The sequence below is a fragment of the Amorphus sp. 3PC139-8 genome (genome assembly GCF_040750475.1).
In the GTDB taxonomy this organism is placed as follows: domain Bacteria; phylum Pseudomonadota; class Alphaproteobacteria; order Rhizobiales; family Amorphaceae; genus Amorphus.
Genome location: NZ_JABJVY010000008.1, coordinates 77,618 through 103,553, shown reverse-complemented (window position 1 = coordinate 103,553; position 25,936 = coordinate 77,618). Strand labels below are relative to the sequence as shown.

Genomic DNA, 25,936 nt, shown 5'->3' with positions numbered 1-25,936 from the left:
CGTGTAAATGGTTGGGTGGGGTCAGTCCGGGCCCGGTCGCGCGACGTCCGCAATGGTGACGTGCGGGTCGTCGTCGGAGACCCATTTCACATCGGCATGGACCTGGTAGACATCGTGCAGGGTGGCCGGACGGAGGACGTCACCGGTCGGGCCCGATGTGACGATGCGGCCGGCCTTCAGAAACACGATCCGGTCCGCCCAGCGCGCCGCCAGCGACAGGTCGTGTAGGACCAGCGCGACGATGCGGCCTTCTGCGGCAATCGATTTCACGACCGACATCACCTCGAACTGGTGCCTCAGATCGAGGGCGCTGGTCGGCTCGTCGAGCAGCAGCACGCGAGGTTGCCGCGCGAGCGATTGCGCCAGAACGGCAAGCTGGCGCTGGCCGCCCGATAGCTCTGCCAGCGGTCGCAAGGCGAGGTTGAGAATGCCCAGCCGATCGAGGGTAGCGCACGCGGCGCGCTTCGTCTCGCCGGCGGACAGGCTTCCGGCAAATAGACGCAGCGACGCAATCACGGCATCGATCACCGTCAGCCGGGTGGCCCCGGGGCCTGCCTGGGGCACGAAACCGACGACCTTGGCGCGGTCGCGCTCGGAGAGCGCCAGAAGATTGCGCGATCCGTAGACAACCTCGCCGCTTGCCGGCGTGGCTCCGGCAAGCGCGCGAAGGAGCGTCGATTTTCCCGCGCCGTTCGGGCCGGCGAAGACGGTGATGGAGCCGGCGACCAGATCCGGCACGTCCACGTCGGTGAGGATCGGTTTCGCGCCGTAGGAGGCCGACAACCCTCTCACCACGAGGCGGTTTTCCGGCGCGCCCTCGGTCATCCGCGGCGCCGCCGACCGAAAAGCAGCATCACGAAAAAGGGCAGCCCGACCAGTGTCGTGACGATCCCGATCGGCATGATCACGCCGGGCAGAACCAGCTTCGCGGCGATGCTCGATAGCGACATGATGGCGGCGCCGGACAGGATGGAGGCCGGCAGAAGCAGGCGATGATCGTCCCCGACCATGAGCCGGGCGACGTGCGGCCCGACCAGTCCCACGAAGCCGATCGTGCCGGCGAAGGCAACCGCCGTTGCGGCGAGCAGGCTCGCCCGGGCCAGGCACCCGAAGCGCAGGCGCTGCAGCGATACGCCGAGGCTGCGGGCCCGTTCCTCGCCGAGCTCAAGCAGCGTCAGCCGGACGGCGGCCGCCAGCGAAAAAGGCAGCACGAGGCAGAAGACCGCCGCCGTCGCAAACACCGACACCCGATCCGCACGGCCAAGCCCTCCCATCGTCCAGAACACGAGTTCCTGCAACGAGGCCGCCGGCGCCACGAACTGAATGGCGGAGACGAGTGCGTTGAAGGTGAACACCATGGCGATCCCGAACAGGATCAGCGCGCTGCCGTCTTCGCCGCGCACGGTCGCGATGAGCTGGATCAGCATCACCGCGCCGAACGCGAAGACGAACGCATTGGCCGGCACCGCGAACGCCTCCGGCACCAGCGGCAGGGAGATCCCGAGCACGATCGCAAGCGCCGCCCCGAACGCTGCGGCCGACGACACGCCCAACGTAAACGGGCTGGCGAGCGGATTGCGCAGGATGGTCTGCATCTCCGTGCCCGCCAGGCTCAGGCTGGCGCCGACGAGCACGGCGAGGCAGGCGGTCGGCAACCGCACCTGCCAGACCACGACATCCGCCGTCGCGCCGCCGCTGCCGCCGGTCAGAAGGCTCCGCACCACCTCTCCGGCGCCCAACCACGCCGGCCCGGTCATCAGGTCGAGGACGACGCTGACAACGAGAATGGCCGCAAGCGCGGCAATCCAGCCGACCCGCCTGCGGACCGCGCGCGCATGGGCATAAAGGATGTCGCGGTGGTGCGCGACATCCTCGCCCGGTTCGATTGTCCTCATCGTGCGGGGGTCGGCAACGGCATCCAGAAGGTGCCGGCGAGGTCGATGGACAGGAAGTCTCGCTCGAGGGTGGCAAGCGTCTGCTCTGGATCGACATCGGCGAACAGCTCGGGATGGAGCAGGGTGGCCATCGCTTCGACGCCGACGAAGAACAGCGGATTGTCGAAGAAGAACAGCCAGATGCCGGCGCCCCGTCCGGTCTCGATCGCGCCGAGCCGCGCGACGCCGGGCGTTTCGGCTACGTGCTCAAGCGTCGTCCGGGCCTCGTCCGGAGACACGCCGGGCCCGATTTTCAGGCCGCCCGGGCTGACCGTGGAGCCGCCACCGGCGAGATAGAAATCCGGGTCGGCGGCGAGGACATATTCCAGGCTAAGCCGTCCGATCGCGCCGGGCACCTTGTCGGCTCCGATATTGTGGCCGCCGGCGGCCGCGATGAAGTCGCTCATATTTCCCGGACCGGAGGTCACGCAACAGTCGCGGCCGTTCGGGTTGAGATGGAAGAAGACATCGGGCGTGCGCTCCGTCCCCGACAGGCGCTCGGCAACAGCGTTCATGTGCTGCTCGTAGAACGCGACAAAGGCTTCGGCCCGGTCTTCACGGCCCAGAACCGCGCCGAGCAGGCGCATGCTTGGCACCGTTTTCCGCAGCGGCTCCTGGAAGAAATCGACGAAAACGTAGGGGATTCCGGCCGCGTCCAACCGGTCGAGGCCTTCCGGTGCGGGGCCGTACAAGGTGAAGACGACCAGGTCGGGATCGGCCGCGATGATCGCCTCCATCGATACGGTCTGGCCCGCGGCTCCGCCGACGATCGGCAGCGAGCGGACCGCCGGAAACGCGTTCGCCACCGCCTCATAGGTCGCCGGCGAATAGCGCTCCAGATCGTTGCCCCAGCCCGCCAGCAGCGAAGCCGGGTCGTCGTCGAGAAGCGCCAGCGTCAGGATATGGCGCCCCTCCGGGAGCACGACGCGCTCCGCCGGTTCCGGCAACGTCACCTTACGGCCGCGCATGTCGGTGACGGTGATCGGCTCGGCGGAGGCCGTTCGCGTGGCGGGTATCAGCGTGGCGATCAGCCCGGCCGCGACGAAGACTGTCAGCAGGACGCGACGCGCGGTGTGTCCCATCGTGTCGAACATGGCTTTGGATCCCATTTCCGCCTCCTCACCAACGATAGCTGAGCGTGCCGATGATCGAGCGGTCGTAACCCTCCGAGCAGCTTCGGGCGGAGCAGGAGGTGTAGTAGTGCTCGTCGAACAGGTTGGTCGCGTTGACGCTGAGCTGAAGTCCGTCCAGGTCTGGGAACTGCTTTCCGAAATCGTAGCGCAGCGCCGCGTCGACCAGCGTGGTGTCCGGCACGGTGATGGTGTTGGCGGTGTCGGCGTAGGAGGAGCCGATATAGCGCAGGCCCGCTCCGAACCCGAACCCGCGAAGCGGCCCAGTGACGAGCTCATAGTCCGCCCACACGGAAGCCATGTGTTCGGGCTCTCCGGTCGGGCGGTTTCCAAGCGCCACGGGGTCGGTGCTCTCCGTCACCTCCTGGTCGAGATAGGTGTAGTTCGCGACGAGGCGGAACGCTTCGGTGACGTTGACGGAAGCCGACAGCTCGACCCCGCGCGACGTGACCTGTCCGGTCTGAATGGTGTTGAGCGGGTTGTTCGGATCCGCCGTCAACACGTCGTTCTGCGCCAGATGGAACCAGGCGGCCGTGAACAGCGCGTCGAACGTCTCCGGCTCGTATTTCACCCCGATCTCGACCTGTTCGCCCGTCGTCGGCTTGTAAGGCTCGCCGTAGAAGTTCGTACCCAGCACGGGCAGGAACGAGGTCGTGTAGCTGGCATAGGGGGCGATGCCGAACGGCGTCAGATAGGAAAGGCCCGCCCGATAGGTGAAGGCGTTGTCGTCCTGGTTGGCGGAGGTGTTGGTCAACAGGTCGTCGGTGTCGACCCAGGCCCAGTCCTGCCGGCCGGCCAGATCCAGCACCAGACGATCCATCAGCGTGACGGTGTTTTCGGTGTAGAGCCCGAGCTCGTTTCCGGTCTGCTTGGTCCGGGTGAACGGGGTCCCGGCATAGAAGCCGGTGCCGTACGTGGGGTTGTAGATGTCCACGCTCGGGGCCCGTCCGTAGTCGAGATAGTAGTCCTCCTTGGTGTGGCGGTAGGAGACGCCGAACACCGACGTGCCCTCGATCTCTCCCGTACCCCAATCGACGGTCGCGTGGTTGTCGGTTGAGAGAATGTCGCCGACGATCCCGAACTGATAGGCGGTCCGGTTGAGGGTCCGCATGTCGCTCGCCAGTCCCATTCCCGACAGGGTCTGGGTGGTCAGCTCGTTTCGGGTGTAGCGGGCGGCGGAGTGGAACGACCACCGCTCGTCGAAAGCGTGGTCGAACTCGTAGCCGAGGTTCGCCTGGGTGTTGCTGTTGTGGAGGTCGCTGCCGTCCAGATAGGTGTTCCAGGGCAGCTCGCCGTTGGGATTGGGAAGGAGCGTCCCCTGAATCGGCAGATAGGGCCGCGGCGGCCCGAATACGTCGTGGGTGTAGGACGCCAGAACGGTGAGCGAGGTCAGGTCGTCCGGCGCCCAGGTGAAGGATGGCGCGACATAGGCCGTGTCATCGGGAACGTAGTCGAACTGGGTGTCGCTTAAGCGACCGACGCCGACGAGACGATAAAACAGCTTCTCGTCGTCGTTGAGCGGGCCGGACAGATCGAACTGGAGCTGCTTGCGGTCGTAGCTGCCGGTCTGGATGCCGATCTCGCGCCTCGTCTCGCGGGTCGGGCGCTTGCTGATCATGTTGACCGCGCCGCCGAGAGAGGTCGGGCCGTACAGGAACGAAGTCGGGCCGCGCAGGACTTCGGCGCGTTCCATGCCGTAGGGCTGGTAGCGGACATAGGACTGGGCGGTGGTCGAGCGGAGGCCGTCCAGCAGCATTCCGCTCAGCGTGGCATCGAACCCTCGGATGCTGAAATAGTCGAAGCGGCGCGAAACGGCGCTCGTGGACGCAAAGACGCCGGGGACATATTGAAGCGCTTCCGTCGTCGTTTGGACTTGGCGGTCGTCGAGTTCCTGGCGCCCGACGACCGACACCGACTGCGGCGTTTCCAGGATCGGCGTGCCGGTCATGCTTGCGGTCGAGCTTTGTCGCGCAACGTAGCCGTTCACCGGGCCGTCCGCGCGTTCCGCCGAAATTTCGATCTGGTCGAGAACCGCCGCATCTTGCTGGGCCGAGGCGGCATTGCCGAACAGCAGGATCAGACCTCCGACGAGGAGAAGGGTGCGCTCGCTGACCGGGCGGCGATGGGGGGGAAGACGCATCATGGGAGCCTCGAAACCTGAACAAAGAAGTCAGATTTTGTGACTTGCATGCTCCCGCAGAAGCGGCAACAAATGCGCCTTTAGACGGCGGCACTCATCTTTTAGGCGACGCTCCCGATCGCCGACGGTCGACTGGTTCGCTAGAAAAGAACTCCTCTAACTTATGTTGTTTGCTGCGGATCTGGGGCGAAAGAGCGCTCGATATGCGAGGTGGTGGAGGCATTCTTGTAAATTATTTCTAATAGAAGACTTCGAATTTCGGGCCGGTGACTTCAAATCAAGCATCTATGTATCCTGACGCGATCGCTCCCATGCACGACGATGCCATATCCCTCCATAGCGGTACGATCCGGCGGCTTCAGGAAACGTGGGAACACGAGCAGTTGCATCGGGGGCTGAAGCTGGTTCTGGTTCGTTCGGGCGCGCTTCTGTGCAAGCTGCCGAAGACGAAGCAGGTCCGTGTCGCCGGTCCGGCGGTCTGTGCGATCTGGAACTGTCACGAGGAGGAGGGGCTTCAGTCGTTCGAGCCCAGCAACGCAATCCATTTCACGTTGGTGACGTTGCCGGCGTCGTTTTTGGACACGCAGTTTTCGTCGGATTTGGAGGGAATCCGACGAGCCTTGCGGGTGGAAGACACCGACCGTCCGCAGCTTGCCGTCGCGCCCGCCAGCCAGCGCATCTGCGCATTCGGGGCGGAGGCGGCGGGTCCTCGTCGCAAGGGCGCCGGCACGCCTTTGTTGCGGGCGGGTATGGCGATGCAGGTCGCCGGTCTTATGCTCGATGCCTTCGACGAGGCTCCGCCGCCGAGCGTCCGTCTGACCACGGATGATCTTGCGAAGCTGCATGCCGCGCGCGACATCCTGGACGCGTGTTTCGACCGGCCTCCGTCGCTCTCCGAACTCAGCCTGCGCGTCGGTCTCAACCGGCGGAAGCTGACGGCGGGCTTCAAGTTGGCGTTCGAGACGACCGTCGCGGACTATGTGCAAACCCTGCGGCTGGATACGGCCTTTCAAATGCTTGCCGCCGGCGATATGAATGTCGCTTCGGTCGCCTATAAGGTTGGATTCAGCCCCGCCCATCTCTCCGTGGCGTTTCGCAAAAGGTTCGGTGTTTCGCCGAAGGAGATCCGCGGGTGATCCGGCCGGCCGGCATGTGAGTGAGCCGCGGCGCCGTTCGGGCTGTCGCCGGCGCCGCCTCCGTGACCGATGACTTCGACCGGCGCGACTGCATGTCCGCGCCTGAGGCCGGGGTCAGAGCCAAAAGCTCGCCTGAAACGGGCCTGTCGCGAATGTATCGATGCTAATCAATCTCGAAACGGAGCTGTTGCGCACCTTCGTCGCGATTGCGGAAGAGGGAAGCTTCTCGGCGGCGGCGCGGCGCATCTTTCGCACCCAGTCCGCCGTGAGCCAGCAGATGCGTCGGCTCGAAGACGCTTTGGGCCAGCAACTCTTCGAAAAGGTCGGCCGGCAGCGCAAGCTCAACGAGGCGGGCCAGAACCTCCTGACCTATGCGCGCCAGATCATCGCGCTGAACGATCAGGCCGTGTTTACGGTCAATTCCTCCCAGCAGAGCGGTGAGGTGCGGATCGGCGCGCCGCACGACGTGGCCGACTCGATCCTGCCGCGCTTTCTTTCCAACTTTGCGCGATCCAATCCGCGTGTTCATGTGATGCTGACGGTGGATCGCAGCCCGAACCTGATGGTCCATCTGGAAAATGGCCGTCTCGACATGACGCTGACGACGCGTCATTCGGAGCGCTTCCGGGGCAAGCTTCTACGGACGTCTCCGACGATCTGGATCGCGGCGGCCTCGTTCGAGCTCGATCGGCGCCAGCCGGTGCCGCTGGTCTTGGCCGACGAGCCCTCCATCTTCCGCCGCATGGCGCTCAATGCGCTCGAACAGCGCGGCGTGCCCCACATCGAGCGCTATACCTGTCCCAATCTGTCGAGCATTCACGTTGCGCTCAATGCGGGGTTGGGCACCACGGCCCGAACGCCGGAAATGCTGAGGCCGGAGCTGAAGGTCCTGGGCGAGCGGGAGGGGCTTCCGCCTCTGCCGGACATCAATTTCTACATCTATCACAGCAACGCGCCGCTCTCGCAGGCGGCCAACACCCTGTTCGAGCAAATCTGCGCCGGCTAATTAACGCGCTGTGCCTCTGTGCGAAGCGTGCCCATAGGGTGAGCAGATAGATTAGATCCTGGTCCTCTTGGGCCTATGTTTGGTGTCTATATATTAGCATTGCTAATGCTTTTCTCCGAAGTTTGAATTGGTGCCGCCTCTGCGCCGGCTGCTAGCACTCTTCGACGCCCTCCCGGCAGGGCGCGCGTTTGCAAGCTAGAGGCACGATAACCGATGACTCGTGACGAGGAAGTCGAAGCAGTCCTGACCAAGGTCAGGAGCGTGATGGCCGATGGGCCGAATCGCCCCGCTCTGGACGAGGTCAAGAACGAGCTGATCGGGCTCGCCGCCAAACGTGAGCTCTGGAGCGAGGACGTCTTTCCGCTTCCCGCCGCAGACGAACGCCAGGCGCGCTATCTCATCGCGCAGGACGACCCGCAGGGCCTGACGCTCTATCTCAATGTCATGCTGCCGGGAAAGAAGATCCCGCCGCACAACCACACCACCTGGGCCTGCATCGCTGCCGTGGACGGCGCCGAGCAGAACACGCTGTACGAGCGCCTCGACGACGGCAGCGTGCCGGGGCGCGGCCAGCTCCGCGTGGATCGCGTGGTGTCGGTGGAGCCGGGGACCGGCGTGGCGCTGATGCCCGACGATGTGCATCACGTGGAGATCCACGGCGAGCAGCCGATCCGGCACCTGCACATCTACGGACGTCCTCTCGAAACGCTGAGTGAGCGTCTCGTTTTCGACCTTGAAGCGGGCACGACCAAAATCATGCCGATCGGCGTGAAGACGCAGCGTTGAAGTAGGGGCAGTACGATTTCGATGATGTCAGAGTTGTCGCCGCAGGAGGTGAAAGCCGCCCTGTCGGATGGGAAAGAGATCGCGTTTCTGGACGTCCGCGAGCATGGGCAATACGGCGAGGGGCATCCCTTCTTCGTGGTCAATTGCCCTTTCAGCCGGCTGGAGGCGGAGACGCGGCGCCTGGTCCCGAACCTGTCGGCGCGAACGGTTCTCCTCGATGACGGCGACGGTGTCGCTGCGCGCGCGGCGCAGAAGCTCGCCCGCCTCGGCTATGCCAACCTGTTCGTCCTCACCGGCGGCGCTCCGGCCTGGGAAGCTGCCGGCTACGGGCTCTTCAAAGGCGTCAACGTGCCTTCCAAGGCCTATGGCGAAATGGTCGAGAGCGACATGGGCACGCCGTCGGTCGCGGCCGAAGAGCTCGATGAGATGATCCGCTCGGGCGAGGACCTGGTGGTCCTGGACGGGCGCGGCCCGGACGAGTTCGCCAAGATGAACATTCCGACCGCCCGTTCCTGTCCGAACGCGGAGCTGGGTCTGCGCATCGGCGAACTGGTGCAAAAGCCCGACACCCGCATCGTCATCAACTGCGCAGGCCGCACCCGGTCCATCATCGGTGCGCAGACGTTGCGCAGCCTCGGTCTGACGAACCCGGTTCACGCGCTGCGCAATGGTTCGCAAGGGTGGCAGCTCGCCGGCCTCAAGCTCCAGTACGGCTCCGAGCCGCTGCCGTTGCCGGAGCCCGGCGCTCGCACGCTGGCCGATGTGGCGGCCCGGCGGAGCGCCTTCCTCGCCGCGAACGATCTGCCGCTCGTTTCGCGCGCTCAGTTGGACGGCTGGCTGCGCGAAACCGATCGCACCACCTACCTGCTCGATGTGCGCAGTGCGGAAGAGTTTCAGCGCGGAACACTGCGCGGTGCGCAACATGCGCCCGGCGGGCAGCTCGTCCAGGCGACCGACCAGTGGGTGGGCGTGCGCGGTGCCCGGATCGTGCTGGTGGACAACCGCGACATCCGCGCTGCCACCACCGCATTCTGGCTGCGCCGCATGGGGCACGACGCCGTTATCCTCGATCTCGACGTGCGCGAGTTGGCGGAGCCGCCCCAGGCCGGTCCCGATTGGACCAAGGGTCTGTCGATGGTTTCGCCGCAGCACGTCGCCGGGGCCGTCAAGGCAGGCGCGCAGCTCATCGACGCCTCGAAAGGGCGCGCCTACCGCCAGGCCCATATCGACGGTGCCGCATGGGCGATCCGGCCGCGGCTGTCGACGCTGGGGCTCGATACCGCGCGCACGGTGATCGTGGCCGGCCAGGATCCCGCCGCGCGTCGCTTCGTGGCCGAGGATTTGACCGAGGCCGGTTTTGCGGACGTGCGCGTGCTGGACGGTGGTCCCGACGACTGGAAACGGGCCGGGCTCCCGGTAGTTGCGACGCCGGACGTCCCCGACGACGACGAGATGATCGACTTCCTGTTCTTCGTTCATGACCGCCACGACGGTGTCCTGGAATCCGCCCGGCAGTATCTGGCCTGGGAGAAGGGGCTGATCGCGCGGATGGACGAGCAGGAAAAGAGCGTCTTCGTGCGCGGTCCGGCGCCCGACATCACGCAGGAAGCCGCCTCCGGCGAGGCCGCTCAGACCCTGCAGAAGGCAAGGTAGGGCGCTGTGAAGACAGACACCAAGATCGCGCGGTTGGGACGGCCTCATGCCAAGGACGGGCCGGTGTCCGTCAATCCGCCGGTTGTCCGGGCGTCCACCGTCCTGTTTCCGGACATGGAAACCTACGACGCCGCCGGCAAGGAGAAGTACACCACGCTGCGCTACGGACGGCATGGCACGCCCACGGCGTTTGCGTTGGCCGATGCGGTTGCGGAGCTGGAGGGCGGCTACCGCGCGATCGTGCTGCCGTCGGGCCTTGCCGCCATTTCGGCCACGCTGCTCGCCTATGCCCGGCCGGGCACGCATCTGCTCGTGACCGACAATGTCTACGGCCCAACGCGCAATCTCTGCGACAGCTATCTTCGCGAGCTCGGCGTGGACGTCGAATATTTCCCTCCTCGGATCGGAGCGGATATTGCCGCTCGCGTGCGGCCGGAGACGGTGGCGATCTATTGCGAGAGCCCCGGGTCGGCCACGTTCGAGCTGGAGGACATCCCGGCGATTGCCTCGGTCGCCGCCGGCCATGGCATTCCGCTCATCAACGACAACACCTGGGCGACGCCGCTCCTATTCCCTTCGTTCGAACGGGGCGTGGACATCTCCATCCACGCCGGCACGAAATATATCGTCGGCCATTCCGACGCGATGCTGGGGATCGTGGTCTGCTCGGAGGCCACTTGGGGCACCGTGCGCAACCTGGTCGGGCTGCTCGGCTATTCCACCTCGTCGGACGATTGTTATTTGGCGCTGCGCGGCTTGCGGACGATGGCGCTCAGGCTGGAGCGTCATCAGGCAAACGCGCTGAAGGTGGCGCGCTGGCTGGAACAGCGGCCGGAGGTCACGGCTGTCCACTATCCGGCTTTGGAGAGCCACCCGGATCATGCCCTTTGGAAACGCGATTTCCGGGGCGCCTCGGGCCTGTTCGCGTTCACGCTCGCCTCCGACGACCACGCGGCGGTCGTCCGCTTCGCCGACGGGCTTCGCTATTTCGGCATCGGATCGAGCTGGGGCGGCTTTGAAAGCCTGGTGACCTTGCCGCATCCCAAGCGCGAGCACGATGCCTTGCCGGAGGGCGGCTCGCTCGTCCGGCTGCATGTCGGTCTCGAAGATCCCGACGATCTGATCGCCGATCTGGAGGCTGGTTTAACGGCCCTTTCCAAGTAACGAGCAGCGGAAAAAACGATGAGCAAAGCGCGCATTTCGACGGAGGCCGGTTTCGCCGAGGCTTTTGCTTCGGCTGCGCCGGAAAGCCTGACCGAAGGCCGGATTCGGGTGGGCAGCTTCGCCTCCGGATCCGAAATCGGCTTGCCTTTCGTCATCCTGAAAGGCCGCAATCCCGGCCCGTGCCTTTGGATCTCCGGCCAAGTCCACGGCAACGAGATCAACGGCATCTGGGCCGGGCTCGACTTCATCGAGGCGTTGGACACCGGCACTCTGTCGGGCTCCGTGGTGTTGACTCCGACGGCCAATCCGCTGGCGCTGGACGCCCGGCGCAAGACTGCGCCCCAGGATGAGCAGGATCTCGACCAGACCTTTCCCGGCAACCTGAACGGTCTGGTGGCCGATCAAATGTCGGCAGCGCTGTTCGACGCCGCCGCGGCGCACGCCGATGTGCTGATCTCCATGCACACCATGAACAATCTTTTCAATTCGGACCCTTATGCGGTCTACAAGCTGCACCCCGACGGCGGCGTCGGCGAAGAGAAGCTGTTTTCGATGATCCGCCATTTTCGTCCGGCCGTAGCGTGCCGGATGGCGGTGAAGGCGGGAGCGGGCGAGCTGCCCGGCAACATTCCCGGCGCGATCGACTATCAGATGCTGTCGCGGGGAAAGCCGGCCTTCATGGTCGAGCTCGGGTCGGGCAGCGAGACCAACGCCGAGTGCATCCGTCAGGGCGTGGCGGGCCTCTACGGCGTGGCGGCGGAGATGGGCCTCTTGTCTGCGCCGATGCGCGATCCGGCCCCGACATTGCGCCGGGTGACCCGCCGCACCCATGTGATGAGCCGGGAAGGCGGGTTGTTTCGCACGCCGCTCGTTCCGGCCACGACGGTCGCGGCCGGCGATCCGCTCGGCACCATCTGCACCCTGACAGGCCGCCTCATCACCGAACCCGCGATGGAGCAGGACGTGCTGATCATCGGCATCCGCAAGGATCCGGTGGTTCATACCGGCGATCGCATCGCATTCGTCGCGCTTGAATGGTCGGACGTGTCCGTCTGACCGCAGACCAACAAAAACAACAACAGCCGCCTTTTCACGAACCACGAACTGAGGGGAAGACTATGAGACATTTCACGGCTGCCGCGGCGGCCCTCTGCACGCTTTCTTTGGCCTTCATCGGCTCGGCGCAGGCTCAAAGCTATCCCGAGCGTCCCGTGACCATGATCGTCCCGTGGGCGCCGGGCGGCGCCGCCGACATCATCGCCCGCCTGGTGGCCGAACCGATGGGCGACACGCTGGGTCAGCCGGTGGTGATCGAAAACCGTCCCGGCGCGGGCGGCACCGTCGGGTCCGCCGTCGTGGCGAACGCCGATCCGGATGGCTACACCATCTTGATGGGCAACGTGTCGAGCGAGGCGATCGCGCCGGCCTTCTATGCCGACACCATCCCCTACAACGTGCTTGAGGATTTCGCACCCGTCTCGCAGCTCGTCGAGCAGCCGAACGTGCTGCTGGTCGCCACGGATTCCGAATTCGATACGGTTCAGGATCTGATGAGCTACCTGAAGGCGAATCCGGGAGAGCTCTACGCGACGCCCGGTGTCGGCAATTCGCCCTATCTTACCTTCGAGCTGATCAAGGACGTCTACGGCGTCGAGATGGAGAACGTCCCCTATGACAGCGGGGCGGAAGTCAACAACGCGCTGGCGGCCGGCGATATCGAGATCGCCATCAACAACTTGCCGGGCGCGATGAAGGCAATCCAGTCGGGCACCGCCAAGCCGCTTGCCGTGACGGCGCCCCAGCGCAATCCGCTCCTGCCGGACGTTCCGACCTTCGCCGAAGCGGGCGCCGACAGCATCCTGGCCATTTCCTGGCAGGGCATTTTCGCCCCGGCGGGAACGCCCGACGACGTGGTCAACAAGATCTACGAGGCGGCGGCTGCCGCGCTCAAGGACGACAACGTCATCCAGCGCAACAAGGAACTCGGCTCGGTTCCGGTTGGCTCCACTCCGCAGGAGTTCAAGGCGTTCGTGGCCTCGGAGATCAAGAACTGGGCCCACATGGTCGAGCTTGCCGACGCGAAAGCACCGAACTGACACCGGGGCGGTGTCCGATCGGGCGGGACCGCCTGATCCGCAAGACACGGCTCTCAAGTCAACAGATTGAGCAAGTCCTTCCCGTTCGGGTTCAACCGATCCGAACGGGAAGTGCTCAAGCAGGCCGGGCCTGCCAGATGACGACGAGTTCGGGCCTCAGTCAGGGTCCCGAACCGTGATCGGTTCCAGCCATCTGAGCGGGACGCGGCCGGCTTCCAAAGGACATGCGTTCATGGACCCGCTAAACCCGGAGTTCGCCGGTCCCATCCGGCTTGGTTTCGTCATTCCCGAACGCAACGTGGCGTGCGAAACCGAATTTCCGCGCCATCTGCCGGAAGGGGTGAGCGCGCATTTCACCCGCCTGCCGCGCGAGGGGGCCGAACTCACCCAGGCTTCGCTGATCCGGATGATGGACAGCGTCGAACAGCAGGCGAAGCTCCTGGCCGGCATCGACGTTCGGATCGTTCTCTATGCCTGCACGTCCGGCAGCTTTCTGGGCGAAGCAGATGCGCTCGACACCATCGCCGACAGGATCAGCGCCTGTGTCGGCGTGCCGGCGGTGACGACCACCCGTGCGGTGTTGGATGCGTTCGACGCTCTGAAGGCGCGGCGCCTGTTTCTCTTGAGCCCCTATCCGGCGGATATCCACGGCTTCGAGGTCGATTTTTTCGACAAGGCCGGCTACCCGGTGCGCGGCGATACCAGTTTTGAGTGTGCGCGCTCGGAGATGATCCGGGAAATCAGCTCCCGCGAGGTGGCGGATTTGGCGCTGCGTCACTGGGCCGAGATTGCCGAGTGCGACGCCGTCTTTCTGAGCTGCACGAACTTGCGGTCCATGGATCAGATCGCCGCCCTGGAGGCGGAATTGGACCGTCCGGTGATCTCCTCCAATTCGGCCACGCTCTGGCGCGCCATGCGGGGCGCGGGATTGCCGCCGACGGACATCGGGGCCGGTCGCTTGTTCGGATTGGACTTGGCGCAAGCGGATAAAGCGGCCGCAAGCGCTGCTTCAAGCCCCTGACCGTCCTGCAATCATGGTGATCCGGCCCGATCGAGCCGGGTCCAAAACAGCCTTTGGAGCGGGATGAGGGGTCGGGCTTCCCGGAGCATTTGACAGGACGACACTCGTAGAAGTGTCCGCACAAAAAGCCAGTAGGATCAGATGGGAACCGAAAGACACATCAGAGGAGCGCAATACGCGGATATCGCGATCGCGCTTGTCCTCTTTTCTATCGGCGTCGGCTTTTCGGTCGTCGCCTACGGTCACGGCCTCGGTTCGCTGCGTCGCATCGGACCGGGCGCAATGCCGTTCCTCATCGGCTGCATGCTCAGCCTTTGCGCCTTGGCTTGTCTGGTCAACGCGGTGCGCAAGAAGATCGAGGTGGAGGTGTCGCCGCCGCTTCCCGTGGCGTTGATCATCGTCGCCGTGATCGCCTGGGCCTTGCTCGTCGAACCGTTCGGCCTGGTGCCGGCAACGATCGTCCTGATGCTGATCGGCACGTTCGCCTACGGCAAGGTCCACTGGATGTCGACGCTGATCGTCATTGCCGCGATGTGCGTGGGATGCGTGGCGCTGTTCATCTACGGCTTCCGCCTGCCCTTCACGATTTTCGGAGGGTGAGGCCATGGACCTTCTGAATAACATCATCGCCGGGTTCGATACCGCGATTTCGCCGCACAATATCCTGTTCTGCTTCGTCGGTGTGACGATCGGAACCTTCGTGGGGGTTCTGCCGGGGCTCGGGCCGCTGGCCGCGATCGCCCTATGCCTGCCGATTACCTTCTATCTTGAGCCGACGACCGCGATGATCATGCTCGCGGGCATCTTCTACGGCGCTCAGTACGGCAGCTCCACGGCGTCCATCTTGCTCAACATTCCAGGCACCGCTACGGCCGCCGTCACCTGCCTCGACGGCTACCCGATGACGCAGAAGGGTCAGGCCGGCGTGGCCTTGATGATCACCACGCTGAGTTCGTTCGCGGGCGGGACCATGGCGATCGTCCTGGTGATGGGGCTGGCGCCCGTGATCTCCGCGTTTGCGATGAACTTTTCGTCCGCGGACTATTTCTCCGTCATGCTTCTCGGGTTGGTGGCGGCCTCGACGCTCTCCATCGGGTCCCCGGTCAAGGGGATGACCATGGTGGTCGCCGGCCTCGGCCTGTCGATGATCGGTACCGACAAATACACCGGCGAGTTTCGCTTCACCGGTGGGGTCCTCGATCTGGCCGAAGGCGTTAGCCTGGTGGCGCTCTCGATCGGCTTGTTCGGGGTTGCGGAGATCCTGTCGAGCTTTTCCGGAAAGGGGCCGGTGCTCCTGAAGGCGAGTTCGGTGCGGCTGCGCGATATGCTGCCGACCCGCGCTCAGTTGCGCGAAGCCGTCATGCCGACATTTCGCGGCATGGGGATCGGGTCGATGGTGGGGGCGATGCCGGGTGCCGGGCCGGCGCTTGCCGCCTATCTGGCCTATGTGGCGGAAACCCAGATCTCGAAGGATCCGAAGAAGTTCGGCAAAGGGGCGATCGAAGGCATCGCCGCCCCGGAAGCGGCCAACAATGCCTCGGTGCAGACCGCCTTCATTCCGACCCTGACGCTCGGCGTCCCGGGCGACGTGGTCGTCGCGGTCCTGATCGGGGCGCTGATGATCCACGGCATCACGCCGGGTCCCGACTTCATCGCCAATCACGCCGACATCTTCTGGGGGCTCGCGGCCAGCTTCTGGATCGGCAACATCCTGCTTTTGGTGCTGAACATCCCCTTGATCGGCATCTGGGTGCGCATGTTGGCGATTCCGCCGCGGATTCTCTATCCGATCATGTTGGTGTTCGTCTGTATCGGCGTCTACAGCATCCGAAACAGCATTTTCGACGTCTATATGATGCTGATCTTCGGTGTCGTGGGCTATGTGCTGTCGCTGTTTCGCTATCCGGCGCCGCCTCTTCTCCTGGGCTTCGTCTTGGGGCCGCTGATGGAGCAGCATTTGCGCCGGGCGCTCCTTTTGGGGCGCGGCGACCCCATGACCTTCATCGACCACCCGATCAGCGCCGTCTTTATCGCCTTGAGCGCGGTTCTGGTCCTGCGGTCCCTTCCCGTCGGCGCTGTCCTGCAAAAGCTTCGGGCCATGCAGGCGCGTCGGGTCGACATCGAGTGAAAGCGGAAAGAGGCGCGAGGCGATGATGGAGACGGATCGGACAGCCGGTCGGCCCCACAGCAGCCACTGGGGCGCGTTCACCGCCCGCATGGTGGAGGGGCGACTTGAGGTCCGTCCCTTTGCCGAGGATCCCGACCCGTCCGAGCTGTTGGAGAACATTCCCGCCGCGATCGCGCATCCCGCCCGCTTGCGCAAACCGCTGATCCGCCGGGGCTGGCTGCAAAAGGGGCCGGGCCCCGACGAGCGGCGGGGAAGCGACACGTTCGTGGAGGTGGAGTGGGACGAGGCGCTGGCGCGGACGGCCGCGGAGCTCGGCCGCCTTGGCGCCGGGGCGGAGCTGCCGCAGGACGGGCCGTTGCCGGGCGCGCGGGTGTTCGGCGGCTCCTACGGCTGGTCGTCGGCCGGGCGATTTCACCATGCCCAGAGCCAGGTGCACCGCTTTCTGAACACGGTGTTCGGCGGCTATGTCGCCTCGGTCGACACCTACTCGTCGGGTGCGGGCAGCGTGATCCTGTCGCTGGTGTACGGCGAAGCCACCAAGCTCAATCGCGACCATCCCTATTTGCGCGACCTGGCGGAAACGACCGAGCTCGTGATTTCGTTCGGCGGTCTGCCGCTGCGCAACCTCGCCGTCAGTTCGGGGGGCAATTCGCAGCATATCGGCAAGGCGCTGTTGGAGGGCGCGGCGGCGCGGGGGTGCGGTTTCGTCTCGGTGAGCCCGCTCGCCGACGATGTGCCGGACCTGCCCGGCCTGACCCGCATCGCGCCGCGGCCGGCGACCGATACGGCGCTGATGCTGGGCATGGCGTACCGGCTGCAGGCAACGGATCGGGTCGATCGGGCCTATCTGGCGAAATATACGACCGGGTACGACGCCTTCGAGGCCTATCTGACCGGCCGGAGCGACGGTGTCGCGAAGACGCCGGAGTGGGCCGGCGCCATCTGCGGCGTCCCGGCTGACGTGATCAGCGATCTCGCCGATCGCGCGGCTGGCAACCGGACCCTGATCAACGTCACCTATTCGCTCCAGCGCGCCGAAAATGGCGAGCAACCGGTCTGGATGGCGCTGACGCTTGCCTGCATGCTCGGACAGGCCGGCTTGCCGGGCGGCGGTTTCTGCTACGGGCTCGGCTCGATCGGCAATGTCGGCAAGGCCCCGCTTGCGGTTCCTCTCCCGACGCTGCCGCAGGGGCGCAACAGGGTCGGCGACTTCATTCCCGTCGCCCGCATCTCCGATCTCCTCCTCAATCCGGGCGGGCGCTACACCTACAAAGGGAAGGAGCGCCGATACGCCGACATTCGGCTGATCTACTGGGCCGGCGGCAATCCCTTTCACCACCATCAGGATCTGTCGCGGCTGCGCGTGGCATTTGGGCGGCCGGAGACCGTCATCGTGCACGACAACGCGTTCACGGCGAGCGCGCGCCATGCCGACATCGTCTTGCCGGCGACCATCACGGCCGAGCGGGAGGATATCGGCGCCGGTGGGAACGACCCGTTCCTGGTGCCGATGCCGCCGCTGACGAACCCCTATGGCGAGGCGCGCGACGACTACGACATCTTCACCGATCTTGCCGAACGGCTCGGGTGCCGCGAGCGCTTCACCGAGGGGCGGGACACGCAGGCATGGTTGCGGGCCCTCTATGAGCCGACCCGACAGGCGCTCACCGATGTTGCCGGCGAGGCGCCGGATTTCGACGCCTTCATGCAAGGCGCCGAGCTGAGCCTTCCGGTGCGCAATCAGGTGGGCAAGATCGCCAAGTTCCACCAAGATCCGGAAGCCGCCCCACTCGACACGCCGAGCGGGCGCATCGAGCTTTTCAACGAGACGGTGGCCGCGACGGGGCTTCCGGGGCACGCCTGTTGGATCGAGCCGGAGGAATGGCTCGGCGGTCCGCTCGCCGCCCGTCACGGCTTCCAATTGGTGGCCAATCAGCCGGCACATCGGCTGCACAGCCAGCTCGATTTCGGGGCGACCAGCATGGCCGGAAAGGCGGATGGCCGCGAGGTCGCGCGGCTGAATGTCGAGGATGCGGCGCGGTTGGGCGTGACGGATGGCGATGTGATCCGCCTGTTCAACGAGCGTGGGTCAGTGCTGGCAGCGGCCCGGCCCTCCGAGGCCGTCTCCGCCGGTGTGGTTCAGTTGTCGACCGGCGCCTGGTACGCGCCGGAGCATCTGGGCGATGCGGGTCTCACCTGCGTCAACGGCAATCCGAATGCCGTGACGTCGGACCGTCCGACCTCCGTGCTGAGCCAGGGCTGCGCGGGCCAACTCTGCCTGGTTTCGGTGGAGAAGTGGACCGGGCCGGTGCCACCGGCGAAGCCCCATTCCGCCTTGCTCGAATTGGACTAGAGAGCGTTTCAGGCCAAGTGGAAACCGGTTTTCCGTCCGGAAATGCGTTTCAACCAAAAGGAAGCCTTGCAGGATGGAGACCGCTATTCTCCCCGACACCATGCGGGTCGTCGACGTTCCGGTGCCGGGCGGCCTTGAGGCGCTGACGATCGTGTCCCGGCCGATGCCGACGCCGAAGGCCGGCGAGGTGCTGATCGAGGTCCATGCCGCCGGCGTCAACCGAGCCGATCTCAAGCAGCGGGCGGGCGACTACCCGATGCCGCCCGATGCACCTACGGTTCCGGGACTGGAGATCGCCGGGATTGTCCGGGCGGTGGGCGCTGGCGTGAGGCAGCCGGCGGTTGGCGATGCGGTCTGCGCTCTCGTCGTGGGCGGCGGCTATGCCGAATATGCGATTGCCCCGGCCGTGCAGTGTCTGCCGCTTCCGCAAGGGTGCGGTTTTGCCGAAGCGGCGGCGTTGCCCGAGACGGTGTTTACGGTGTGGACCGCGCTGTTTGAGCAGGCGGGCCTGCAACCGGGCGAGAGCGTGCTGATCCATGGCGGGTCGAGCGGCATCGGCACCACGGCGATCCAACTTGCCGTTGCCCTCGGTTCCACCGCGATGGCGACGGCGGGTTCGCCGGAGAAGGTGCGGCTATGTACCGATCTCGGCGCGACGCTCGCAATCGACTACCGTCAGGAGGACTTCGTCGAAAAGGTCCTCCAAGCGACCGCCGGGCGCGGGGTCGATGTGGTCCTCGACATGGTCGGAGGAAGCTATGCCCAGCGCAATCTCGACGCCCTCGCCAGTGGGGGCCGCATCTGCTTCATCGCTGGCGACGCCGCGCCGGAAGCGACGTTCAACATCCGACAGATCATGCTCAAGCGCGCGACGATCACCGGCTCCACCTTGCGCCACCGCACGGCGGAGGACAAAGGGCGGGTCGGCGCTGTGATCAAGGAGCGGGTCTGGCCGCTGATCGCCGAGGGCGCGTTCAAACCGGTGATTGGGGGCGATTTCGCGATGGACGCGGTGGCCGACGCCCATGCCGCTCTGGAAGCGGGCCGTTCGTTCGGCAAACTGGTCTTGCGAATGCGGTAGAGCTTGCCCTGGGGTAACGGTTCCGACGTCTCCCGAAGATGCGTTAAGCGCCCATCTCCACGAAATGGCCGTAGCGCCCTTCGCAATAGAGCAAGGGATCGCTGTGGCGCGCTTCGGTCACGGCCTGGACGATGCCGATGTGGATCGTGTGCGTGCCATAGTCGAAGCTGCAGTCGGTGCGGCAGAACAGGGTTGCCTGAGCTTCGGCGAGCCAGGGAAGGCCGTCGAGGATGCTGCCTTCTGCATGATAGTGGCGCCAGTCGCCCTTGGAGAAACGCTCCGCCCCGCTGGCGCGGGCCATGTGAGCGCCCAGCCCGTGGGCGTCGGCGGGCAGGATGCCCAGCGAGAATGCGCCGCGCTCCACCATCGCCTGGTAGGCGGACGCGGAGCGGTTGATGCAGACGAGGAGCGACGGCGGATTCATCGACACGGAGTTGACGGCCGTGGCCAGCATGGCGTGGCGCCGGCCGTCGAGTTCCGTGGCAATCAGCGCGACGGTGGAGCCGAAGCCCCGCCAGATTCGCCGAAAGCTTTCCGCGTTTTCGGTCGAGATGGTCGGTTCGGCGGATGAATTCATGGAGATCTCCTCGTGATCCCGCTCCGGCGCTTCTTTCTTGTCGCTCGGATGGTTCCACCCGAGCGGAAAAGGGTCTAACCTGTTCCGCTTTTCTCGGATCCGCGGAGCGGGTCTCAGTTTATTTTTTCGACGCGTTTGCGGACGGCCAACCGGTTCCCACTTGGCGTGGAAACGCTCTAGACCCGTTCCGCTGTCGTCACGGAAGCGCAAAAGGCTCCAAGCCTTTGCTTTGGTGCGCTATCCAAGTTCCTCGGCGCGCTTCAGCGCGTTGAACATCCCAATGCGCATCAGGAAATCCCGCCGCTTGACCGGATCTTCCATGCGCTCCTGCATCGCTTCCCGGAAAGCGCGGCGGTCCTCTTCGGTCGCCGCTTCCAGGTCGCGCTTGTTGCGGATGGTCTGGCTCTGCACGTGTTCCATGGTGACTTCCCGGCGTTGCCGCTCGAAGCGATCGAGCTCGCTATCGGGCGCCTCGCCATGCCACACGAGCGCCAGACGCCGCGTCAGATTTTCCGCGTCGTGCAGGCCGCCGTTCATGCCCATGCCGCCGAGCGGATTGTTGATGTGGGCGGCATCGCCGATCAGGAAGGTGCGCCCTTTCCGGAAGGTCGTCGCAACTCGCTGATGCACGCGGTAGAGGGTACGATGTTCGATTTCCACATTGCCGCCATCGGGAAGAATCCGCTCGAACAGCTGGCGCGCGTAGGTCGCGTCGAGGGCTTCCTCGTCGCTCATTCCGCTGGGCGTCGGGAACATCACGCGCCACAAGCCCGGGATCCTGAGAAAGAAGTTCCACTGCACCGGATCGGACACGTAGGTGACGGGATCGAGATTGGCGACGATCGCTTCCAGGTCGTGCGGCGTGGTCAGGACCAGGAATTTCTCAGGCCAGGTGAAACCGTCGAACTCGATCTCCAAGGATTGGCGCACCATGGAGCTGGCTCCGTCCGCGCCGATCAGCCAGCGGCCGGTGCGGGTGGTGTCGCCGCCCGCCGAACCGAGGGTCACAGTGACATGGTCGGCACCGAGCGCGACCGCCTTCACGGGCGACGAGAAACAGATCTCGAAGTTGGGATCGTCGCGGAATTTCTCGTGGATCAGGCGCGTAAGCCACCATTGCTCGCATTGCAGGCGATAGGGATGACCGGTCAAATCGGCGATCTCGCCGAAGTCGAACCGGCCCAGTATGCCTTCGTCGCGATTCCTGTACTGGACGTAGGGGGCCGTCAGGCCGCGCTCGATCAGCCCATCCGTCACGCCGATCTCTGAGAGCATATCGAGGCTCGGCGGATGGAAGGTCGAGGCCCGCGACTGGCGGCTGAGCTCCTCACCGGCCTCGAAGACCGTGACCGGAATTCCGGCGCCGACCAGCTTGGCGGCGGCAAACAGGCCCACCGGCCCGGCACCGGCGATAAAGACGCGTTGTTCGGTCATCAGCGCTGACCCCTCATATCGGCGTTGGAGCTTTCGGTCCGTTTTGGCGCGTCGGGAGCAGATCCTCGACGATGGCGGAGACGGCCAGGATTTTGCGGTCGGTCCCGTTGAGACCTGCGACGGACAATCCGGTGGGGGCGGCGCCTGACGCATGCATGGGCAGGGACGCGGCGCAGCCGTCGATGAAGTTGATGACGGTGGGATTGCGCAGCATCGCGAGATTGGTGCGCGCGAACGTCGCGTCGTCGGCGAGGTCGGCCAGCGGCGGTGCGACGGTCGGGACGGTGGGAAAGAGCACGGCGTCGTAGGCGCCAAGCGTGGCTCTCGCCTCCGCGATCGTGTCCTGTCGGAACGCTTTCAGTCGGTCCAGCGCATCGTCGGGAAGGGTGCCTGCCGCCTCGATCCGTCGGCGGACCTGGGGATCGAACGCCGCACCCTGCCGACGGAGACGGTCTTGCTGGGCCGCATAGGCCTCCAGGCCTGGAAAGGTGCCGATCCGGCCCGCTTCTCCGATCCGGTCGAAGGCCGGCACCTCGATGCGCTCGATACTGTGGCCGCCCGCCTCGGCGAGGCTGGCCAAGGCAGCCTCGAAGTCGTTGGAAACGGCTACGTCCATGCCATCCAGCACATAGTTGGCGGGGACAGCGAACCGCAGGCGGTCGGGCAGCGCAGGAGCGGGTGCGCGACTGTCGCTCAAGACGTCGTAGAGCGTGCCGCAGTCCTCCACGGACCAGGCGAGCGGTCCGATCGAATCGAGCGCGGTCGAGAGCGGATAGGTGCCGTCGAGTGGCACCGTCGTCTGGGTCGGCTTGAAGCCGACGAGCCCGCACAGCGCCGAGGGAATGCGCACGGAGCCCCCGGTATCGGTGCCGATCGCGGCGACGCACATCGCATCGGTGACCGATATCGCTGCGCCGGAGGAGGAGCCGCCCGGAATGCGGCCGGTTCCCCGGTCCCAGGGGTTCAGCGGCGTGCCGTAGTGCGGATTGAGGCCGAGGCCGGAAAAGGCCAACTCGGTCATGTTGGTGCGTCCGACGATGACCGCACCGGCTCGCCGCAGTCTGGCGACCACCTCCGCGTCCCGGTGGGCGGGGGCTTCGCTCGCCAGCACGCGCGACCCGGCGGTGGTCACGCGCGCCTTGAGGTCGAACAGGTCCTTCACGGAAATCGGAATGCCCAGGAGCGGAAATTTTTCGCCAAGGCCGGCGGCGTAGAGCTCGTCCGCCCGGCGCGCCTGCGCCAGGGCGTCGTCGCCGAGAACGAGCGTGAAGGTGCGGGCGCCTTCGCCGGCGCTCTCGGTAATGTGCGCGAGCGCCTCGGCGAGCAGATCCGTGCTGGTCAGCTCGCCGCTCAACAATTTCCCGCGCAACGCCTGCAGCCCGGTGCGCAGCATCTAGATCACCCGGAGCATGGTGTTGCGGAAGGATTCGATGTGCCGGCGGGCGGCGTCCGCCGCCGTCTGCGGATCGCGGGCCGCGATCGCTTGCAGGATCGCCATGTGCTCTTCCTGCACCCGGCGCGAATGGTCGCCTTCGCTGAGGGAGAGGAACCAGAAGCGCGACGAACGATCCTGGAGCTGCTTCAAAATGTCGGCCATGACCTGATTGTTGGCGATGCGGCCGATCCAGGCATGGAACCGGCAGTCCAGCTCCATGAGCTTTTCCACGTCGCCGTCGCCTTCCAGCTCCGCCGCTGCGGTGTCGAGATAGCGCTTCGGCTCCTCGAGCGCGGACTGGGTGACGCGAAGCGCCGCCTGGGAGGTGCAAAAGGGCTCGGTGACCAGCCGCACCTCGATGATCTGCGCGACTTCGTCCAGCGACACCGGCCGCACCATGACGCCCTTGCGCGGCAGAATGTCGACCAGCGCCTCCTGGGCCAGGCGATGCAAGGCCTGGTGAACAGGTGTGCGGCCGATCCCGAGCTCCTCGGAGAGCTGGAACTCGTTGATGTAGGCGCCGGGCGCGAGCGCCGTCGTCACGATGCGGTGCTTGATGGCCTCGTAAGCCTGATCCGTGAGCGAGACACGAGCGGTGCTTTTCTGTGCGGCAGTCTTGGTCATCGGCGCGGTGTCCTCACGGTGTCGGCGCGAAGAGAAGTGTCGCATATCCCCTTGTGCCTCCGGTCGGAACCCGTAACCCACCCAAAAGGCAGCGTCGGCATTGGCGCCGGGCGCCTGCCGTTTCGCATCGCCGAACGGGTGGGGCGGCCGGTCATCTCTCTCAATCCACGATGTCGAGCGCGCGGACGGCGTAGTCGTGGCGCAGGGTCCGGTTCAGCACCGGATCGACGAGTTCCAGCGTCACGGCGTCGGAGAAGAAGAAGCCGTTGCGGACGGGCACCGTGCCGCAGAACATGATCGAACCGACCGGGAAGCTACCGCCGGAGGCAAGAAAGGTCTCCAGCAACGCGTCCGGCCGCTGTAGCCCGGAGAGGTGCCCCTCCTGGTAGAGTTGCGGCTCGCCATCGACGACGACGGTGGAGCGCAGCACGATCTCGTCCCAGTGGTCGAGCAGGTCGTCGAAATGCCAGCAGCCGTGGCTGACGGGCTTCGCGCAGACTTGCTTGGAGAGGGTAACGCCGACGGTCTCGAGCTTCCGATCCGTGTGGTCCGACCCGAGCGCGACCCAGTAGCCGTCCTCGCCATGAATCAGCACCACCTCGGCCTCGCCGCTCGATCCGTAGCCGGCCACCTCGATGGTGTCGGCCTGGGTCAGGAGCGTGGAAGCGAGCCGGTAATACATCGGGGTCGTCCGCGGACGGGCAACGCCGATTTCCTCCAGCTCGCGGATGTGGGCTTCCATCGCCGCCACGTCGCGGCCGGCCCAGCCGGCGACGATCAACTGGAACGGATGAACGTCGAAATGCTGCGCATTATCGCCGCGAAAGCCGCGCAATCGCAGCGTGGTCGATGTGGGAAACTGCTGGACGTTCAACGATCCGCTCTCTTGGTCCGGAAAGGCATGGCGCCATGTGATATATCAATGAATACGGCGATTGCGAGAGGTGGGCAAGGGCGAATTGCGATTGCGCGAGTGGTTCGGATTTTTTCGGCAATTCTCTTATTTTTGGTAAGCAAAAATATTGGATGGACCCAAAAGTTTCAAAAATTGTGATATTTGTAGAAAAAAATTACGCGATATGACTGAATTACGAAAAGGGAAAGCCGAGATTTATCGCGGCGTTTGCCTGAATATGCAGGAAAATGAGTTCGTTGGACCGATATGGTCCGACATATGTGCCTTTTATGGCTCGGAAAGGGGCGGAGACAGTCTAAGATGAGCGCCGCGCTCATTCGGTTCTGGCTACTAAATGAGCAAATGGTGCGGTTTTAATCGGAGTCGATTGGGGCTAGGCGTATCTCGTTCGATCTGTAATATTTCACTTGCATTACACAGAACGGCGGACCTATCCTCCCCATTATGTCAATCGTGCCCTAGCGGGCATGAGCCGGAGTGTTTCCTATGTCGGCTGCCATCAGACAGGCGCGTTCCAAGGACGGCACCCTCGTTGCCGGCGAGCTCGTGGGCGCCGGGATTCCGGTCTTGCTGGTCCATGGCACGTCGTCGGCGCGCGGCCGCTGGGCGCCCGTCCTGGCGACGATGTCGGAGCGCCTGCAGCTTTGTCTGATGGACCGCCGCGGCCGCGGATTGAGCGGCGACGGCGCAGAGCATTCGCTCGCGGCCGAAGTCGCGGACGTTGCGGCGCTCGCCCGCGAGGCCGGTGCGCGCGTCCTTATCGGCCATTCCTTCGGTGCGATCTGCGCGCTTGAGGCGGCGCGCGATCTCCCGGACCTGCAGGCCGTCGTCCTGTACGAGCCACCGGTGCCGGTGCCTCCGGTGGCGCCGGACCCGGTCGATGCCGCCAATATCCGCCGTATCGGAGAACAGGCGGCGGCCGGCTGGTCCGAAGAGGCGGTATTGACCTTCATGCGCGATGTGCTCGCGATGCCGGCCGCGCAAATCGAGGCTGCGCGCAAAAGTCCGGGCTGGGGGGAGCGTGTTGCACTTGCGCCCACCTTGTCGCGCGAACTCGCAGCCGTGCGCGCCTATCATTTCGGCGCCGGGCGGTTCACGGAGCTGACCGTGCCGGTGCTGGTGCTTTTGGGCGGGGAAAGCCCGCAGCGCTATGTCGATGCCGCCCACCTCGTCGCCGACGGTTTGCCCAACGCGCATCTGGGGCTCCTGCCCGGCCAGAGGCACACAGCGATAACCGAAGCGCCCGACCTCTTCGCGAGTAAGGTCATGGCCTTTCTCGACGAACGGCTGGTATCGGCCTGACCAATCCGGGCGATCCGGCG

The 25,936-nt window shown here is 65.2% G+C and carries 22 protein-coding genes; 13 read left to right on the top strand and 9 right to left on the bottom strand.

Annotated elements, in window-relative coordinates:
- Positions 1-21: 21 nt before the first annotated feature.
- From HNS03_RS09800 to HNS03_RS09785, 4 genes are read right to left on the bottom strand one after another with little or no spacing between them, the layout of a single operon-like run.
- Positions 22-825: an ABC transporter ATP-binding protein gene (locus HNS03_RS09800; RefSeq protein ID WP_367194914.1), complete on the bottom strand. Its 804-nt coding sequence runs from the start codon at positions 823-825 to the stop codon at positions 22-24.
- Positions 822-1,895: a FecCD family ABC transporter permease gene (locus tag HNS03_RS09795; protein ID WP_367194912.1), complete on the bottom strand. Its 1,074-nt coding sequence runs from the start codon at positions 1,893-1,895 to the stop codon at positions 822-824. The genes HNS03_RS09800 and HNS03_RS09795 overlap by 4 nt, the downstream gene beginning before the upstream one ends.
- Complete coding sequence (locus HNS03_RS09790; protein ID WP_367194911.1) at positions 1,892-3,043, bottom strand: ABC transporter substrate-binding protein; 1,152 nt, start codon at positions 3,041-3,043, stop codon at positions 1,892-1,894. The genes HNS03_RS09795 and HNS03_RS09790 overlap by 4 nt, the downstream gene beginning before the upstream one ends.
- Before the next feature lie 10 nt (positions 3,044-3,053).
- Entirely contained in the window at positions 3,054-5,207 is a 2,154-nt protein-coding gene (locus tag HNS03_RS09785; protein ID WP_367194910.1) for a TonB-dependent siderophore receptor, read from the bottom strand.
- A 308-nt stretch (positions 5,208-5,515) separates the two neighbouring features.
- Between HNS03_RS09785 and HNS03_RS09780 the strand changes: the two genes are divergently transcribed.
- The 12 genes from HNS03_RS09780 to HNS03_RS09725 all read left to right on the top strand — a co-directional run bounded on the left by HNS03_RS09780 (position 5,516) and on the right by HNS03_RS09725 (position 19,628).
- Positions 5,516-6,340 carry a helix-turn-helix domain-containing protein gene (locus HNS03_RS09780; RefSeq protein WP_367194908.1) on the top strand — a complete coding sequence of 275 codons (825 nt, stop codon included), beginning with the start codon at positions 5,516-5,518 and terminating at the stop codon, positions 6,338-6,340.
- A 160-nt stretch (positions 6,341-6,500) separates the two neighbouring features.
- Complete coding sequence (locus tag HNS03_RS09775) at positions 6,501-7,346, top strand: LysR substrate-binding domain-containing protein (protein ID WP_367194906.1); 846 nt, start codon at positions 6,501-6,503, stop codon at positions 7,344-7,346.
- Positions 7,347-7,559: 213 nt separating this feature from the next.
- A complete protein-coding gene (locus HNS03_RS09770) occupies positions 7,560-8,132 on the top strand; it encodes a hypothetical protein (RefSeq protein ID WP_367194905.1) in 573 nt (190 codons plus the stop codon).
- Between the two features lie 24 nt (positions 8,133-8,156).
- Positions 8,157-9,785: a rhodanese-like domain-containing protein gene (locus tag HNS03_RS09765; RefSeq protein ID WP_367194903.1), complete on the top strand. Its 1,629-nt coding sequence runs from the start codon at positions 8,157-8,159 to the stop codon at positions 9,783-9,785.
- 6 nt (positions 9,786-9,791) lie between these two features.
- Positions 9,792-10,949: a cystathionine beta-lyase gene (metC, locus tag HNS03_RS09760; RefSeq protein ID WP_367194901.1), complete on the top strand. Its 1,158-nt coding sequence runs from the start codon at positions 9,792-9,794 to the stop codon at positions 10,947-10,949.
- Between the two features lie 18 nt (positions 10,950-10,967).
- A complete protein-coding gene (locus HNS03_RS09755) occupies positions 10,968-12,005 on the top strand; it encodes a M14 family metallopeptidase (RefSeq protein ID WP_367194900.1) in 1,038 nt (345 codons plus the stop codon).
- 62 nt (positions 12,006-12,067) lie between these two features.
- A complete protein-coding gene (locus tag HNS03_RS09750; protein WP_367194898.1) occupies positions 12,068-13,045 on the top strand; it encodes a Bug family tripartite tricarboxylate transporter substrate binding protein in 978 nt (325 codons plus the stop codon).
- 232 nt (positions 13,046-13,277) lie between these two features.
- Positions 13,278-14,066: a maleate cis-trans isomerase gene (locus HNS03_RS09745; protein WP_367194896.1), complete on the top strand. Its 789-nt coding sequence runs from the start codon at positions 13,278-13,280 to the stop codon at positions 14,064-14,066.
- Between the two features lie 141 nt (positions 14,067-14,207).
- Positions 14,208-14,666, top strand: a complete 459-nt coding sequence (locus HNS03_RS09740; RefSeq protein WP_367194895.1) for a tripartite tricarboxylate transporter TctB family protein — start codon at positions 14,208-14,210, stop codon at positions 14,664-14,666.
- A 4-nt stretch (positions 14,667-14,670) separates the two neighbouring features.
- Complete coding sequence (locus HNS03_RS09735) at positions 14,671-16,194, top strand: tripartite tricarboxylate transporter permease (protein WP_367194894.1); 1,524 nt, start codon at positions 14,671-14,673, stop codon at positions 16,192-16,194.
- A gap of 25 nt (positions 16,195-16,219) precedes the next feature.
- Positions 16,220-18,547: a molybdopterin-dependent oxidoreductase gene (locus tag HNS03_RS09730; protein ID WP_367195060.1), complete on the top strand. Its 2,328-nt coding sequence runs from the start codon at positions 16,220-16,222 to the stop codon at positions 18,545-18,547.
- Between the two features lie 73 nt (positions 18,548-18,620).
- Positions 18,621-19,628: an NAD(P)H-quinone oxidoreductase gene (locus tag HNS03_RS09725; RefSeq protein ID WP_367194892.1), complete on the top strand. Its 1,008-nt coding sequence runs from the start codon at positions 18,621-18,623 to the stop codon at positions 19,626-19,628.
- 43 nt (positions 19,629-19,671) lie between these two features.
- Here the strand turns inward: HNS03_RS09725 and HNS03_RS09720 are convergent, their stop codons facing one another.
- The 5 genes from HNS03_RS09720 to HNS03_RS09700 all read right to left on the bottom strand — a co-directional run bounded on the left by HNS03_RS09720 (position 19,672) and on the right by HNS03_RS09700 (position 24,572).
- Positions 19,672-20,205 carry a flavin reductase family protein gene (locus HNS03_RS09720; protein ID WP_367194890.1) on the bottom strand — a complete coding sequence of 178 codons (534 nt, stop codon included), beginning with the start codon at positions 20,203-20,205 and terminating at the stop codon, positions 19,672-19,674.
- Between the two features lie 237 nt (positions 20,206-20,442).
- A complete protein-coding gene (locus HNS03_RS09715; protein ID WP_367194888.1) occupies positions 20,443-21,639 on the bottom strand; it encodes an FAD-dependent oxidoreductase in 1,197 nt (398 codons plus the stop codon).
- A gap of 13 nt (positions 21,640-21,652) precedes the next feature.
- Positions 21,653-23,032 carry an amidase gene (locus tag HNS03_RS09710; protein WP_367194887.1) on the bottom strand — a complete coding sequence of 460 codons (1,380 nt, stop codon included), beginning with the start codon at positions 23,030-23,032 and terminating at the stop codon, positions 21,653-21,655.
- Positions 23,033-23,698 (bottom strand): GntR family transcriptional regulator, encoded by a 666-nt coding sequence (locus tag HNS03_RS09705; RefSeq protein ID WP_367194885.1) that lies wholly within the window; start codon positions 23,696-23,698, stop codon positions 23,033-23,035. It lies immediately after the preceding gene.
- Positions 23,699-23,858: 160 nt separating this feature from the next.
- The gene (locus HNS03_RS09700; RefSeq protein ID WP_367194883.1) at positions 23,859-24,572 is read right to left on the bottom strand and encodes a DUF2848 domain-containing protein; all 714 of its coding nucleotides are present in this window, start codon (positions 24,570-24,572) and stop codon (positions 23,859-23,861) included.
- 528 nt (positions 24,573-25,100) lie between these two features.
- Here HNS03_RS09700 and HNS03_RS09695 point away from each other — a divergent pair.
- A complete protein-coding gene (locus HNS03_RS09695; RefSeq protein ID WP_367194882.1) occupies positions 25,101-25,916 on the top strand; it encodes an alpha/beta fold hydrolase in 816 nt (271 codons plus the stop codon).
- Positions 25,917-25,936 lie beyond the last annotated feature (20 nt).

Bases quoted from the DNA above. Each gene is read 5' to 3' on its own strand.
- HNS03_RS09800 (WP_367194914.1), bottom strand. From the start codon at position 825: ATGACCGAGGGCGCGCCGGAAAACCGCCTCGTGGTGAGAGGGTTGTCG.
- HNS03_RS09795 (WP_367194912.1), bottom strand. From the start codon at position 1,895: ATGAGGACAATCGAACCGGGCGAGGATGTCGCGCACCACCGCGACATC.
- HNS03_RS09790 (WP_367194911.1), bottom strand. From the start codon at position 3,043: ATGGGATCCAAAGCCATGTTCGACACGATGGGACACACCGCGCGTCGC.
- HNS03_RS09785 (WP_367194910.1), bottom strand. From the start codon at position 5,207: ATGATGCGTCTTCCCCCCCATCGCCGCCCGGTCAGCGAGCGCACCCTT.
- HNS03_RS09780 (WP_367194908.1), top strand. From the start codon at position 5,516: ATGCACGACGATGCCATATCCCTCCATAGCGGTACGATCCGGCGGCTT.
- HNS03_RS09775 (WP_367194906.1), top strand. From the start codon at position 6,501: ATGCTAATCAATCTCGAAACGGAGCTGTTGCGCACCTTCGTCGCGATT.
- HNS03_RS09770 (WP_367194905.1), top strand. From the start codon at position 7,560: ATGACTCGTGACGAGGAAGTCGAAGCAGTCCTGACCAAGGTCAGGAGC.
- HNS03_RS09765 (WP_367194903.1), top strand. From the start codon at position 8,157: ATGTCAGAGTTGTCGCCGCAGGAGGTGAAAGCCGCCCTGTCGGATGGG.
- HNS03_RS09755 (WP_367194900.1), top strand. From the start codon at position 10,968: ATGAGCAAAGCGCGCATTTCGACGGAGGCCGGTTTCGCCGAGGCTTTT.
- HNS03_RS09750 (WP_367194898.1), top strand. From the start codon at position 12,068: ATGAGACATTTCACGGCTGCCGCGGCGGCCCTCTGCACGCTTTCTTTG.
- HNS03_RS09745 (WP_367194896.1), top strand. From the start codon at position 13,278: ATGGACCCGCTAAACCCGGAGTTCGCCGGTCCCATCCGGCTTGGTTTC.
- HNS03_RS09740 (WP_367194895.1), top strand. From the start codon at position 14,208: ATGGGAACCGAAAGACACATCAGAGGAGCGCAATACGCGGATATCGCG.
- HNS03_RS09735 (WP_367194894.1), top strand. From the start codon at position 14,671: ATGGACCTTCTGAATAACATCATCGCCGGGTTCGATACCGCGATTTCG.
- HNS03_RS09730 (WP_367195060.1), top strand. From the start codon at position 16,220: ATGGAGACGGATCGGACAGCCGGTCGGCCCCACAGCAGCCACTGGGGC.
- HNS03_RS09725 (WP_367194892.1), top strand. From the start codon at position 18,621: ATGGAGACCGCTATTCTCCCCGACACCATGCGGGTCGTCGACGTTCCG.
- HNS03_RS09720 (WP_367194890.1), bottom strand. From the start codon at position 20,205: ATGAATTCATCCGCCGAACCGACCATCTCGACCGAAAACGCGGAAAGC.
- HNS03_RS09715 (WP_367194888.1), bottom strand. From the start codon at position 21,639: ATGACCGAACAACGCGTCTTTATCGCCGGTGCCGGGCCGGTGGGCCTG.
- HNS03_RS09710 (WP_367194887.1), bottom strand. From the start codon at position 23,032: ATGCTGCGCACCGGGCTGCAGGCGTTGCGCGGGAAATTGTTGAGCGGC.
- HNS03_RS09705 (WP_367194885.1), bottom strand. From the start codon at position 23,698: ATGACCAAGACTGCCGCACAGAAAAGCACCGCTCGTGTCTCGCTCACG.
- HNS03_RS09695 (WP_367194882.1), top strand. From the start codon at position 25,101: ATGTCGGCTGCCATCAGACAGGCGCGTTCCAAGGACGGCACCCTCGTT.